Origin of the sequence: Pseudomonas sp. SBT1-2 (assembly GCF_028640875.1) — a bacterium.
GTDB classification, from domain to species: Bacteria; Pseudomonadota; Gammaproteobacteria; order Pseudomonadales; family Pseudomonadaceae; genus Aquipseudomonas; species Aquipseudomonas chlororaphis_I.
On sequence record NZ_JAQZAA010000044.1, the window covers coordinates 93,142 to 106,271 of the forward strand.

The window sequence follows — 13,130 nt, forward strand, 5'->3', positions numbered from 1 at the left end:
TAGGAGTTTCACGATGGAAATGCTGAAGTTTGGTAAGTTTGCTGCGCTGGCTCTGGCCATGGCTGTAGCTGTAGGTTGCTCCTCCAAAGGCGGCGACAACGCTGGTGAAGGCGCTGTTGATCCAAACGCTGGTTACGGCGCTAACACCGGTGCAGTTGACGGCTCCCTGAGCGAAGAAGCCGCTCTGCGCGCAATCACCACCTTCTACTTCGAATACGACAGCTCGGACCTGAAGCCAGAAGCCATGCGCGCTCTGGACGTTCACGCCAAGGACCTGAAAGCAAACGGCGCTCGCGTTGTTCTGGAAGGCAACACCGACGAACGTGGTACTCGTGAGTACAACATGGCTCTGGGCGAGCGTCGTGCGAAAGCCGTTCAGCGCTACCTGGTGCTGCAAGGCGTTTCCCCAGCTCAGCTGGAACTGGTTTCCTACGGCGAAGAGCGTCCAGTTGCTACCGGCAACGACGAGCAGTCCTGGGCTCAAAACCGTCGCGTCGAACTGCGTAAGTAATTCGTCATGCGAACGTGCCGTCGTGCTCTAACTGTCTTGGCTCTCAGCCTCGCGCCGTTTTCGGTGTGGGCTGCGGTTCCTGTGGTCGATAACAACTCGGGCTATAACAATAGCGGAGGCAGTTATCCGCCAGCGGGTTATGGCACGAACGGCGCCTATGCCGGGGGAGGGGTTTCGACCCCTGTCTCGGCACAGGGCGAGCTGTTCCAGCAACTGCAGCAAATGCAGGATCAAATCGCACGGCAACAAGGTGTGATTGAAGTACTGCAAAACGATATTGCGCGCATGAAGCAGGAAAGCCTGGAGCGTTACCAGGATCTTGATCGGCGCATTGGAGCGGGCGGTGCACCTGCCGCGACTCCTGATAATTCTTCTGCCGGTGGTGATGCAAGTGCCGCCGGTGCCGCTGCCGGGGCTGCCTCGCAAGCTCCAGCGGCAAGCAGTGAACCGGGCGATCCGGCGAAGGAAAAGCTGTATTACGAGGCAGCCTTCGACCTGATCAAGGCCAAGGACTTCGACAAGGCCAGCCAGGCTTTCGCCGCGTTCCTGCGTAAATACCCGAATAGCCAGTACGCGGGTAATGCCCAGTACTGGTTGGGCGAAGTGAACCTGGCCAAAGGCGACCTGCAAGGGGCCGGCCAGGCATTCGCCAAGGTATCCCAGCTGTATCCGAAGCATGCCAAGGTGCCGGACTCGCTGTACAAGCTGGCTGACGTAGAGCGCCGCCTGGGTCACACTGACAAGGTCAAGGGCATTCTGCAGCAGGTGGTGGCCCAATATCCGGGTACTTCCGCCGCCCAGCTGGCTCAGCGCGATCTGCAACGCATGTAATCGAGTTTGAGCTGTTTGGAAGAAACCCGCGCTTGCCGCGGGTTTTTTCGTTAGAATCCATGCCCTTTTTATGAAACACGCTTCCTGGGATTACCGTGTTTGCGGGATTCCTCGAGGTGCCTGACGGAGGCGGACAGCCTGTTTAGCTGTTACGCCCGTGGCGACTATGCAAGACACATTGAGAATTACCGAAGTTTTCTACTCGTTGCAGGGTGAAACTCGGACTGCCGGCCTGCCCACGGTATTTGTGCGCCTGACCGGTTGTCCGCTGCGTTGCCAGTACTGCGACAGTGCCTATGCCTTCAGCGGCGGCACCATCCGCACCCTCGAGAGCATTCTCGAGCAGGTCGCCGGTTTCCGCCCGCGTTACGTCTGTGTGACCGGGGGCGAACCTCTGGCGCAACCTAACGCCATTCCCCTGCTCAAGCAGCTGTGTGACGCCGGTTACGAAGTCTCGCTGGAAACCAGCGGAGCCCTGGATATTTCCGCGGTCGATCCGCGGGTCAGTCGAGTGCTCGACCTGAAGACGCCGGGATCGGAAGAGGTCCAGCGCAATCGTTATGAAAACATCGAGCTGCTGACGCCGAACGACCAGGTCAAGTTTGTCATCTGTTCCCGTGAGGACTACGACTGGGCGGTTTCCAAGCTGATCCAGTATGGTCTGGAGCGGCGGGCGGGCGAGGTGCTGTTCTCGCCGAGCCATCACGACCTGAATGCGCGCGATCTGGCCGACTGGATCGTCGCGGATAACCTGCCGGTGCGCCTGCAATTGCAGCTGCATAAATATCTTTGGAATGACGAGCCGGGGCGCTGATATGACTGATCAAGCACAGAACCAAGTGGCCGCTGAAAAGCGTGCGGTAATCCTGCTGTCCGGCGGTCTGGATTCGGCCACCGTGGTGGCCATGGCCCGTGCCGAAGGTTACCGCTGCTACACCATGAGCTTCGATTACGGCCAGCGTCATCGCGCCGAGTTGCAGGCGGCCGAGCGTGTCGCTCGCGACCTGGGCGTGGTCGAGCACAAGGTGATCGGCCTCAACCTCAACGGTATCGGCGGCTCCGCGCTGACCGACAGCTCCATCGATGTGCCCGAGGCTCCGAGCGAAGGGATCCCCGTCACCTACGTGCCGGCACGTAACACCGTGTTCCTGTCCCTGGCACTGGGCTGGGCGGAAGTGTTGGGCGCGCGGGACATCTTCATTGGTGTCAACGCCGTGGACTATTCGGGGTACCCGGATTGCCGTCCGGAGTTCGTCGAGGCCTTCGAGCGCATGGCCAACCTGGCGACCAAGGCCGGGGTAGAGGGGCAGGGATTCCGTATCCAGGCACCACTGCAGAACCTGAGCAAGGCCGATATCGTCAAGGCAGGCGTCAAGCTCGGGGTTGATTACGGCCTGACCGTGTCCTGCTACCAGGCCGATGATCAAGGGCGTGCCTGCGGCAAGTGCGACAGCTGCCGTCTGCGTGCAGAAGGTTTTGCCGCGGCCGGTGTCAGCGACCCAACAGCTTATTTTTGATTTTTTTCATATTGGGTGTTGAATTCTTTTTATAAATCAGTATTATACGCGCCACCACACAGCGGGTCGTTAGCTCAGTTGGTAGAGCAGTTGGCTTTTAACCAATTGGTCGTAGGTTCGAATCCCACACGACCCACCATTTTCTAGCAGTATTTAAAATCCGAAAGGCCCACGAAAGTGAGGATTTTCGGGTTTTTTTTTGCCTGCAGAAAAGAGGGGGCGGGGCTGGAAGGTGTTCAAGGTACAACAGGGGCCTCTAAGGTCTACGTACTTGTGATGGTCCTACCGCGCTTCTTTCGGCCCATACCGCCCATGGCCCTTCATGATCTTGTGGCTTCAGCATTCTCCCCCTCATGAAGGGAGCACAGGCCACTACCCATCCATGTCGTCTCACATGCACGAACGCGTTGCGACGATGCACGCCTGCACCAGACCCGATGCCATTCGGCCACTCAAAGGCCGCGATCGGACAGCATCCGGTTCGATACGAAAAAGCAGAATACATGCCACATGCACCTACCAACTCTGGTAGTTGCCGGTGCTCAAAAATGCCCGAATGATGATCCGGCCGCTCACTCGTCCTTATCAATGACTCAAACAACGCTCGCCGGAACGCGGGTGACAAGGTCGAGCGCTCCGGCACGACGCTCACTTCATGTCACAGGACGTTACGGGAGACAGAGTTATGTTGGATATCGGAACCTCGGATACCTTGAAGTACGATTTCGGCGGAAGGTCATACACGATCCAGATTTACAAGGACAATCAGGACGCGAAAAAGTATTACATCGTTCCGCAGCCGCAATTCGCGATCGCCACGAGCGGTCTGCCGGAATTCTCGCTGCAGCAGTTCACGAATGGCGCGGGCGTTTCCGGACAGTGCAATTTCCAGACTGTGCTGCAAACTCCGCCGGGGGCCATCGAGGCCGTGCAGCAGAAGTTCGGCAGCGACGTCCGGATCGGCGGCTGGGACTGGACTCTCGGTACCACCTGGTTCAACTACCAGTATCCCGACAAAGACGGGCAGATACACAGCTATTCGGCGGTGGCCTGGCCTTCTCTGGCGCCGACCACCGGTGATATCGGGCAGGCGAGCGCCCGTGCGTCGTTCTTGATCTCCCTGCCGGACCAGGCCGCGGTCGCGGCGTTCATCACCGCGTTCAGCAGCCCGGGTGGTGGTGGCACGTACGATGTCCAGTACCAGATGCACGTGCCGGGATCGTTACCGGGCGTGACGGTCACGATTGGATTCGACTCGAGCGTCGCCTATCAGTACGAGCAGACCATCCAGGTCGACAAAAACGTCTGGGGTTCGGAAACCAGCCGCACCGTCGAAATCAATCAGTACCTGAGCCAGTCGCAGTCCGGCACGATCGATTATATCTGGGGCAAGATCGACCCGATGTCGGCGCAGGGGCAGGCGATCACCAACTGGGCGCAGCAAACCTTGCAGAATGCCGTCACCCAGTCCGTCAACGCGACCATCGCGATGATGCAGACGAACAATCCATCAGGAAACGACTACTCCTTCAGCATGAGCCAGGTGAGTTCGTTCTCGTACACCTACTCGCAGAACACGGTGGTCGATTGGATTGCGCAGTCGTCGAGCCTGCTGCCTGCCTTCCCGGCGGATGTGTGGGATCGGGTCTACAAGGTGGTCGACTACACCCCGCTCTCGGTCGTGTTCCAGCTGACCAACGTCGACCTGATCAGCGCCGGGGTCGCCTCGGTGCAGGTTCTGGTGCAATCGCCGTCGGGCAACGACTCCGCGACCCTGACCAAGGACAACACCAGTTGGCCCTTCAAGCGCCCCGCGGTCAGCAATCCGGATGGCTCGCCCAACCTGCGCTATTCGTACAAATACATCGTTACCTACACGGACAAAACGTCGTATGAGTCGCCGACGATCCAGGGCGACGCCGCCGCCGTGGGAGGCGCGAGCGTGACATTCACTGCCGGTTCGCTCGCAGCGCTGGCCGTTACGTTCCAGACGTCGGGCATCCAGTTTGGGACCTCTGCGCAATCGGTGCGGCAAGTGCAAGTCGACTTCGTATTCGTCAATACCAACGTGGCACCCGGCCAGGCGGCAGAGGCCAAGACGCTGAACTATGTGTTCTATGCGAACGAGGAAAAGTGGCCCGTATCGTTCCTGACCGCGCTCCCTTATACGACGAACTACACCTACTCGGTGATCTACGTCATGGGCGACGGTTCGCGCGTGTCCCTCGCGCCCAGCCAGCCAACCAACCAGAACTCTGTGCAGATCGGATCCCCGCTGGCCCTGCAGCAGGTCACCCTGTATCCGGTATGGACGCCGGGCATGGAAAACGTCTATGTATCCGCGTACTACGTCGATCCGGACAACAGCATTTCGGTGCAGGGCAATGTCTGGCAGGTCGACCAGAAAGGCGATCCGATCGACCCGTGGAAATTCCTCGCGCCGAACAACAAGAACGCCTACTGCGACGTGACGGTGCAATACGTAGACGACGGCGAAATCATCGGTTACCCGACGCCGTGGTACGTGCCGCAGCGGCAACCGATCAACGTTACCGCAAAGCAGACTCCGACCATGGTGACCATCGATCCGTCGCTGATCCAGTGGAACCTGTATGACATGGTCAAGATCGACATCTACCTGCTGAATGCGACCGGGCAACCGATCAAGCAGCACCCGTTCCAGTTCCTCAAGGGAACGGGCAGTCAGTACTACTCGTTCATGCTCGACGGGCAGGAGCCCAGCCTGACCTGGTACTACTCGGGTGCCTACTATCCGAAGGACGCAGCGCCAGTCGTCATCCAACAGACGAAGATGACATCGGCGTTGCTCGTGCTGCCAAGGACATGGAGCGAGAGGCAGGTGCTGGCCAACGAACGGCCCTACCTCGTTCCGCAAGAGCATGCGCACGCGATCGAGGCAGCTCACCTTCGTCTAATCACGGGCGTCAACGTGGCCAGAGAGGAAGCGCTCACGAGTGTGAAATAACGTGCGCCACCGCCCGGCTTGCGCCGGGCGGACTGCAATGTCGCGGGGGCTGTTGCCCCCGCATTCCTGCACGTACTCATAGGTTCGGAGCCACCATGGCGAACATCCTCTATCGCATCGTCGGTCACGGGCTGGACGGGGATACCCCACCGCTCAGCTTGATCGTGCTGAATCTCGTTTATCTCGACACGGAGCACAATTACTGCGCGAACCACTGGTGCGCGCTCACCGCCGCGCATCCGGAGGACACGTGGCAGTTCGACCCTGGCCCCGCCACCGCCGGCGGTGTCCTGTATGAGGGCCAGCAATTCGGCCCCACCGGCGAAGCCACGCCGATTCCGCTCACGGTGGCCGACGGTACGACGATCCAGGTCGGCGCCGGCATTCCCGCCACCACCGCTGTCACCGTCACACCGCTGCTGATCGACTGGACCCGGGTCGCGCGCATCGACGTGGAGCTCGCCGGTCATTCGCTGACCTTCACCACCGCCAGCGCCACCGCCCGCTGGCTGTCGCTGCCGCCCGCAGGTTACCCATGGACGGCGACCTACACGCTGAACGACGACTCGACCTGGGTGCAGTCGGGCGCCGGTTCGACGCCGCTGCTGGTGCTACCGGCGCTGCCGCCCGTCACACCGGTCACTTTCTCGCCGGTCGCGGACTACTTCGAAACGCTGCCGATCGAATCGATCGCGCTGACCGTCGCCAACCCGGGCGGGGCGCCTGGTCACAACGTCTTCAATCCGGGCCGCACACAGCCATGGTCGACCGGCATCTTCCAGACGGCGATTTCCCCGGTCGCGTGGTGGCTCGACTACCACTATCGCTACGTCGTCACGTTCAAGCCGGAGGCGGGACTCCAGCCGTTCGACTCGGGCGAGATCGACGGGCTGGGCGCGACATCGATCACGCTCGACGAGGTCGGCATTCGCGACTTCGTCCTCGACGGCCAGATGCCCGCCCTCATCCAGAGCGTCAGCGTCCGCTATGAGTTCGGCGGGAATAGCGAGAGGAGCGCGCTGCCGGTGCGCCTCGTCGCGCGCAGCGACTATACGCCGGGTTCGTTCTCCTACTGGCTCGAGTACACGATCGCCGGCAAGACGCCGGACCAGGCCGGTCAGGAGACCGGCACCGTCATCCAGCCCGGCGCGCAGCCCGCCCTCGCGTTCGTCAAGGCCGAGTCTCCGTTGCAGGAGAAGTCGGTCACGTTGACCGCGCACAGGCTCGGCGTGGGGGATCAGGTGCAGCTTGCGCTCAGCACGAGCGAATCGGGCAACCTGGGTATCCCGTCATGGACATGGGCGATCCAGGGCTTCGGTCCGGCGGGTGTCACGCTCGACCGCGTCCATCCGTCCATCACGTACCGGTACATGGTGGTCGATCCGGATTCAGCCGCGACCAGCTTCGCGGGCACGCTGCAGGTCAACGATGAGCTCACGCCGTTCGATATCCCGACAGCCGCCGTCAGCGTGGACATCACGCCTCATACGCTGCCCGCGTCGGTCACGCTCGATCCATCGCGGATCGACTGGAGCGTGAACGAGCAGGTGAAGGTGACGGTAACGTTCACCAACCCGCCAGGCGACGGGCAAGACTTCACGTTCACCCGCGAAAGCGGCTACGAGTATGCAAGTAGCACATCCGTCGACGGTGTGACGCCGATCTACGATTACCTTGCCCTTTATTACCTGGCAGACGGGACGACGCGTATCGAGTCCGCGAACAATCAGACGAGCATGCTGCTGGTTCTGCCCCCGCGCGGCACCGGGCAGGGATAGCGCGATGGCCTGGCACCCGGCACTCGAGCGCACGCTGCAGATCGCCCGGCACTTTCACGGCAACGACGCGGAGCAGGCGCGTGCGCAGCTCCTGCGCCTGCTCGACGATCGGGTCCGGGCGGCCGACGGCTTCACGGGCAGCCTGCTGACCATGAGCGGCTTCCCGGTCGAGATCGCGTTCTCCACCGCTGACGATGCGTTGCGCTATACGTTCGACCCGGCGCTGCCCGGCAGCGATCCGCGCGGCAGGGTCGATACCGCGCTCGGGCAGCTGGCGGCGCTTGGCGCCGCGCCGGTGCCTGCGTCCACCGTCGACGCGGTTCGCCGGCTCCAGGCCGGTCATCCGCTGCGCTTCGGCGCGTATGTCGGTGGGCGGCATCGCGCGGGGCAGTGTCGCACCAAGCTCTACTTCGAGGTGCCGAAGGATGCGGCGGCCGATGCCGACGCCTTCGCCGCCGAGGTGATCGGCAGGCCCAAGTCGCTTCCGGACAAGCAGCAGCACATCGAGCTGATCGGCGTGGACCCCGACTCGCAGCGCACGGAGTTCTACTCGCGAATCGAAGGCATGATCGCGCCCGACCTGGTCGCGCTGCTGGCGCGGGTGAATCTTGCGTCGCGCTACCGCGAACTCGTCGAGCTGTTGGGCGAATGCTGCGTCCTGCCGATCTGGCGCGAACTCCCGGGCGATCTGTACGGTTTCAGCTATTCGGTCTCGGCGCGTGGCGAGCCAACCGCGTTCACGCTCTACACCCACGCACGCGCGTTGTTCGGCGGCGATGGACGGACCCGTGCGCGGATCCTGGAGCTTGGCCGGCGCCACGGATGGGATCTGCGCTTCTACGCGCAATTGACGGAGCCGCTCGCCGCGCTCGACGACCCGACAACCCATCACACCATGTTTGGCATCACCCTGTACGGCGACGCCGGACTCGGCGTCACCTTTGGCGTTGCGCCGCCACTGGAGCCGACATGAGCGGCGTCCACCCGGGCGCCAGCGCAGCCGCGCTGGATGCGCTGCTCGCCGCGCAATCGCCCAGCGGTGCGTTCGGCTCCATCGTCGATCTGCCGACAGGCCCGGTCGCCGACGAGAACGGTTTCGTGACCGCGCTGGTCCTGCATGAGCTCTCGGCATGGCCCGCGACACCAGCGCTGGCCACGGCACGCATGCGCGCGCTCGACTTCCTGGCGTGCTGCGAGCGGCCGGACCGGCGCGGCGCGTTCTCGTTCTATCCGCCCGATCGACAGCCGGAGTGGATGCCCATTGCGCTGTTGCCGGACGCCGACGACACCGCACTCTTCACCCTTGCGCTGGTCGACGGCGGCCGCTGGCCGGCGCAGCAGTTGACGCTCGCCGCGCGCCGGGTGCTCGAGGCGTTTCGCCTGAGGTGGGTCGCAGCCGATGCAAGGCCCTGGTATCGCGAAGGCGTCTATCTGACCTGGCTGGATGAATTGGTCTACCCGAACATCGTCGATCTATGCGTGAACATCAACGTTGCTGCATTGCTCAAGCGTGCGGGGCCTGAGCATGCCTGCGCACTGGCCGCGATCGTCGACATGGTGGATGCCGGACTCGCGTGGGCGGGCACATCGCCGCAGCGAGCGTTCCTGCTGACGCCTTACTATCCGCATCCGGCCGAACTCGGTCATGCGCTCGATCGCGCGATCCGCCTGGGTGTGACCGAGTTGCTGCCGTGCCGGGACAAGCTGCGGGACCTTGGCTGGTCGTACGCGGCCGATCCTGCCGGCTGGCCGCTCAATACCCCGGTCTGCAGTTCGGACGATGGGCGAATCGTCTGGCGTGCGCCTGTGCTCCAGCAAGCGCGGCAACTCTGTCGTCGCCCGTCAGCCATGACGGCTGCGTCATTGCTCGCAGCCACGACGCCAAGCCCTTAGTGAAGGGGGCGAGCCGTATTCCAGATCAAAGCAAGCTCGGGCAGCACGGCACGTCGCATTCTCCTCGAGCTACGCGCTCTAGCGGCGTAGTGAACATAAGCGCGACTGGGGGTTGCGCAACATCGATGTGTCCGAGGGCCGCCGAATGAAAACGCATTTTGAGGCGGTGGGCATCAAGACCGCCATGGACCTGGCCAGGGCCGACCCAGTGGCACTGCGTCACCGGTCTGCTGGCGTGGCTTACAGCGGGGTCAGGACATTCATCACGGTGTCCAGGGCTACGCGGGTGTCGTCCAGTTGCACCAGCGAGGCGTGCCGGGCGCCGAGGGCGTCGCGATTCTTGATGGCGGTCAGGATCGCCTTGTGCCGGGGCAGGCTGAGACGCTGGATGTCGGGGCGGCGGTTGGTGATGCTGATGGACTCGCGCAGCGGCAGCGACAGCATGTTGCACATGTAGGCGAGCAAGTCGTTGCGGGTGGCGTCGGCGATCGCCCGGTGAAAATCCAGGTCGGCCTGCAAGAGCTCCTCGTGGGTCTTGGCCGTCTCCATGGACTGGTAGGCTTTCTCGATCACCGCGATGTCCGGGTCGGTCGCGGTGGTGGCGGCCATGGCGGCGATTTCCGGCTCGAGGATGCGGCGCACGCCGGCCAGGGTGTTGAAGAACTCGCTGTGGGGCGTCGACTGCATCAACCAGGACAGCACGTCCGGGTCCAGCAAGTGCCATTTCGCCCGTGGCCGCACCACCGCGCCGACCCGTGGCTTGGAGTACACCAGGCCCTTGGCACTGAGCACCCGGGTGGCTTCGCGCAGCACCGAGCGGCTGACCTGGTATTCCTCACACAGCGTTGCCTCCAAGGGCAATCTATCTTCCGGCTTGAAGCGTCCGGAGACGATGTGCATGCCCAGATCCTGAACGATCCGGGCATGCATGCTCTTGCGGGGTTTGGAAGGCTGGTGATCCATAACAGGGAGGCTGCTCTGAAGAAATTGGCTGCATCATAACATCGCTCCCGTATCTATCAGGCGCTCCTGCATGCCTGAGCCGGTGGGCGACAGGCCCGCATCAGCCCCCTCAGTGGGAATGCCGCGGGACCTCGGCGCCCCGGCAACCCACCAGGAAATCGAAGTCGCAGCCCTGGTCCGCCTGCAGTACGTGGTCGATGTACAGCTGGCGATAGCCGCCGACGATCAGCGACTGCGGTGCCTGCAGGTCGGCCATGCGCGCCGCCAGTTCGTCCTCGGGGATATCCAGGTGCAGGCGCCCGCTGGCACAGTCCAGTTCGATCCAGTCACCTTCCTTCACCGCCGCCAACGGGCCGCCGGCCGCCGCTTCCGGTGCCACGTGCAGGACCACGGTGCCATACGCGGTGCCGCTCATGCGCGCGTCGGAAATCCGCACCATGTCGGTCACGCCCTGGGCCAGCAACTTGGCCGGCAAACCCATGTTGCCGACCTCCGCCATGCCGGGGTAACCCTTGGGGCCGCAGTTCTTCATCACCAGGATCGAGTCGGCGTCGACCTCCAGTTCCGGGTCGTTGATCCGCGCCTTGTACATGTCGAAGTTCTCGAACACCACCGCGCGGCCGCGATGCTGCATCAGTTCGGCGCTGGCGGCGGACGGCTTGAGCACGGCGCCGAGGGGCGCCAGGTTGCCGCGCAGCACACAGATGCCGCCGTCCGCGCGGATCGGATTGTCCAGGGTGCGGATCACTTCGTCCTGGCCGTAGATCGGTGCCTCCCGGGTGTTTTCGCCGATGGATCTGCCGTTGACCGTCAGTGCATCCGGGTGGGGAATCAGCTTGGCTTCGCCGAGGCGGCGCAACACTGCCGGCAGGCCGCCGGCATAGTAGAACTCCTCCATCAAGAAGCGCCCGGACGGTTGCAGGTCGACGATGGTCGGCATGCCGCGACCGATGCGGGTCCAGTCGTCCAGATCGAGTTCGACGCCGATGCGCCCGGCGATGGCTTTCAGGTGAATCACCGCGTTGGTCGAGCCGCCGATGGCGGCGTTGACGCGGATGGCATTTTCGAACGCCTCCTTGGTGAGGATCTTCGACAGCCTCAAGTCTTCGCGAACCATCTCCACCGCGCGCATGCCGGACATGTGCGCCAGTACATAGCGGCGGGCATCGACCGCCGGGATCGCCGCGTTGTGGGGCAGGGAAGTGCCCAGGGCCTCGGCCATGCAGGCCATGGTCGAGGCGGTGCCCATGGTGTTGCAGGTGCCCGCCGAACGCGACATGCCGCCCTCGGCCGCAAGGAAGTCGTCGAGGGTGATGGTGCCGGCCTTGACCTGTTCGCTGAGCTGCCACACCACGGTCCCCGAACCGATGTCCTGGCCCTTGTGCTTGCCATTGAGCATCGGCCCGCCGGTGACGACGATGGCCGGCACGTCGCAACTGGCCGCGCCCATCAGCAGTGCCGGGGTGGTCTTGTCGCAGCCGGTCAGCAGTACCACGCCATCGATCGGGTTGCCGCGAATGGCTTCCTCGACATCCATGCTGGCCAGGTTGCGGGTGAGCATGGCGGTCGGGCGCAGGTTCGACTCGCCGTTGGAGAACACCGGGAACTCCACGGGAAAGCCGCCGGCCTCGATCACCCCGCGTTTGACATGCTCGGCAATCTGGCGGAAGTGCGCGTTGCACGGGGTCAGCTCCGACCAGGTATTGCAGATCCCGATGATGGGCTTGCCATGGAACTGGTGGTCGGCGATGCCCTGATTCTTCATCCAGCTGCGGTACATGAAGCCGTTCTTGTCGGCGGTACCGAACCAGTGGGCGGAGCGCAGGTTAGGTTTCTTATCAGACATGGTCAGCTCTCTTATTGTAAGACTATATTGTTCTGGTATGGCCATAACATAAGCGCAAAATCTTGGGTTTGGAAGTATTGTTGACTAAATAGTAATACTATATAGTCGTTTTCAACTGAGGTATGGCCCTGGCGGTTTTCCGCGAGAGGCGTCCCCCGAGCTTCTATAAAAACAACAATCGGAGACCGATCTCATGAGCCAGGAGCTGCGGCTTGTCCGGCGCATCACGCTGAAACTGATTCCCTTCCTGATCCTGCTGTACCTGATCGCCTACGTGGATCGTTCCGCCGTCGGCTTCGCCAAGTTGCACATGGGCGCCGATATAGGCATTGGCGATGCGGCCTATGGGTTGGGCGCCGGCCTGTTCTTCATCGGCTACTTCCTCCTGGAAATCCCCAGCAACCTGATGCTCGACCGCTTCGGCGCACGGCGCTGGTTCGCCCGGATCATGATCACCTGGGGCGCCATCACCATTGGCATGGCGTTTGTCCAGGGCCCCTACAGCTTCTATCTGATGCGCTTTCTGCTCGGCGCGGCGGAAGCCGGGTTCTTCCCCGGCGTTCTCTACTACATCACCCAATGGTTCCCGGTGCGCCATCGCGGCAAGATCCTCGGGCTGTTCATCCTGTCCCAACCCATCGCGATGATGATCACCGGCCCGGTGTCCGGCGGCCTGCTGGGCATGGACGGCATCCTCGGCCTGCACGGCTGGCAGTGGCTGTTCATCGTCATCGGCACGCCGGCGATCCTGCTGACCTGGCCGGTGCTGCGTTACCTGCCCGACGGCCCGCAACAGGTCAGCTGG

The 13,130-nt window shown here is 62.7% G+C and carries 11 protein-coding genes, 1 tRNA gene and 1 pseudogene; 11 read left to right on the plus strand and 2 right to left on the minus strand.

Going from position 1 to position 13,130, the window contains the following annotated elements:
- Window positions 1-13: 13 nt before the first annotated feature.
- The 10 genes and pseudogenes from pal to PVZ78_RS31725 form a co-directional block, all read left to right on the plus strand.
- On the plus strand, window positions 14-511 hold the full coding sequence (gene pal / locus PVZ78_RS04175) for a peptidoglycan-associated lipoprotein Pal (RefSeq protein ID WP_003178634.1): 498 nt from the start codon (window positions 14-16) through the stop codon (window positions 509-511).
- A 6-nt stretch (window positions 512-517) separates the two neighbouring features.
- On the plus strand, window positions 518-1,342 hold the full coding sequence (ybgF, locus tag PVZ78_RS04180) for a tol-pal system protein YbgF (RefSeq protein WP_028683233.1): 825 nt from the start codon (window positions 518-520) through the stop codon (window positions 1,340-1,342).
- A 166-nt stretch (window positions 1,343-1,508) separates the two neighbouring features.
- Entirely contained in the window at window positions 1,509-2,156 is a 648-nt protein-coding gene (gene queE, locus PVZ78_RS04185; RefSeq protein WP_009050465.1) for a 7-carboxy-7-deazaguanine synthase QueE, read from the plus strand.
- Window position 2,157: 1 nt separating this feature from the next.
- Window positions 2,158-2,859 carry a 7-cyano-7-deazaguanine synthase QueC gene (queC, locus tag PVZ78_RS04190; RefSeq protein ID WP_053269774.1) on the plus strand — a complete coding sequence of 234 codons (702 nt, stop codon included), beginning with the start codon at window positions 2,158-2,160 and terminating at the stop codon, window positions 2,857-2,859.
- A 63-nt stretch (window positions 2,860-2,922) separates the two neighbouring features.
- Window positions 2,923-2,998, plus strand: a tRNA-Lys gene (locus PVZ78_RS04195).
- A gap of 546 nt (window positions 2,999-3,544) precedes the next feature.
- Entirely contained in the window at window positions 3,545-5,845 is a 2,301-nt protein-coding gene (locus PVZ78_RS04200; protein WP_009050463.1) for a hypothetical protein, read from the plus strand.
- Window positions 5,846-5,940: 95 nt separating this feature from the next.
- On the plus strand, window positions 5,941-7,623 hold the full coding sequence (locus PVZ78_RS04205; RefSeq protein WP_016703391.1) for a hypothetical protein: 1,683 nt from the start codon (window positions 5,941-5,943) through the stop codon (window positions 7,621-7,623).
- A 4-nt stretch (window positions 7,624-7,627) separates the two neighbouring features.
- On the plus strand, window positions 7,628-8,596 hold the full coding sequence (locus tag PVZ78_RS04210) for a hypothetical protein (protein WP_028683230.1): 969 nt from the start codon (window positions 7,628-7,630) through the stop codon (window positions 8,594-8,596).
- Window positions 8,593-9,516 carry a hypothetical protein gene (locus PVZ78_RS04215; RefSeq protein ID WP_273828262.1) on the plus strand — a complete coding sequence of 308 codons (924 nt, stop codon included), beginning with the start codon at window positions 8,593-8,595 and terminating at the stop codon, window positions 9,514-9,516. Before PVZ78_RS04210 ends, PVZ78_RS04215 begins: the two co-directional genes overlap by 4 nt.
- A gap of 97 nt (window positions 9,517-9,613) precedes the next feature.
- A pseudogene (locus PVZ78_RS31725) lies at window positions 9,614-9,742 on the plus strand (DNA polymerase V subunit UmuC); the annotation flags it as partial.
- A gap of 14 nt (window positions 9,743-9,756) precedes the next feature.
- On the opposite strand, the gene PVZ78_RS04220 reads toward PVZ78_RS31725, so the two are convergent.
- Window positions 9,757-10,479, minus strand: a complete 723-nt coding sequence (locus tag PVZ78_RS04220) for a FadR/GntR family transcriptional regulator (RefSeq protein ID WP_009050459.1) — start codon at window positions 10,477-10,479, stop codon at window positions 9,757-9,759.
- 109 nt (window positions 10,480-10,588) lie between these two features.
- The gene (locus tag PVZ78_RS04225; protein WP_016703395.1) at window positions 10,589-12,325 is read right to left on the minus strand and encodes an IlvD/Edd family dehydratase; all 1,737 of its coding nucleotides are present in this window, start codon (window positions 12,323-12,325) and stop codon (window positions 10,589-10,591) included.
- A gap of 193 nt (window positions 12,326-12,518) precedes the next feature.
- On the opposite strand from PVZ78_RS04225, the gene PVZ78_RS04230 reads away from it, so the two are divergent.
- On the plus strand, window positions 12,519-13,130 hold a 612-nt coding region (locus PVZ78_RS04230), incomplete at its 3' end, for an MFS transporter (RefSeq protein ID WP_273828263.1).

Coding starts and splice junctions, on each gene's coding strand:
- pal (WP_003178634.1), top strand. CDS start 14: ATGGAAATGCTGAAGTTTGGTAAGTTTGCTGCGCTGGCTCTGGCCATG.
- ybgF (WP_028683233.1), top strand. CDS start 518: ATGCGAACGTGCCGTCGTGCTCTAACTGTCTTGGCTCTCAGCCTCGCG.
- queE (WP_009050465.1), top strand. CDS start 1,509: ATGCAAGACACATTGAGAATTACCGAAGTTTTCTACTCGTTGCAGGGT.
- queC (WP_053269774.1), top strand. CDS start 2,158: ATGACTGATCAAGCACAGAACCAAGTGGCCGCTGAAAAGCGTGCGGTA.
- PVZ78_RS04200 (WP_009050463.1), top strand. CDS start 3,545: ATGTTGGATATCGGAACCTCGGATACCTTGAAGTACGATTTCGGCGGA.
- PVZ78_RS04205 (WP_016703391.1), top strand. CDS start 5,941: ATGGCGAACATCCTCTATCGCATCGTCGGTCACGGGCTGGACGGGGAT.
- PVZ78_RS04210 (WP_028683230.1), top strand. CDS start 7,628: ATGGCCTGGCACCCGGCACTCGAGCGCACGCTGCAGATCGCCCGGCAC.
- PVZ78_RS04215 (WP_273828262.1), top strand. CDS start 8,593: ATGAGCGGCGTCCACCCGGGCGCCAGCGCAGCCGCGCTGGATGCGCTG.
- PVZ78_RS04220 (WP_009050459.1), bottom strand. CDS start 10,479: ATGGATCACCAGCCTTCCAAACCCCGCAAGAGCATGCATGCCCGGATC.
- PVZ78_RS04225 (WP_016703395.1), bottom strand. CDS start 12,325: ATGTCTGATAAGAAACCTAACCTGCGCTCCGCCCACTGGTTCGGTACC.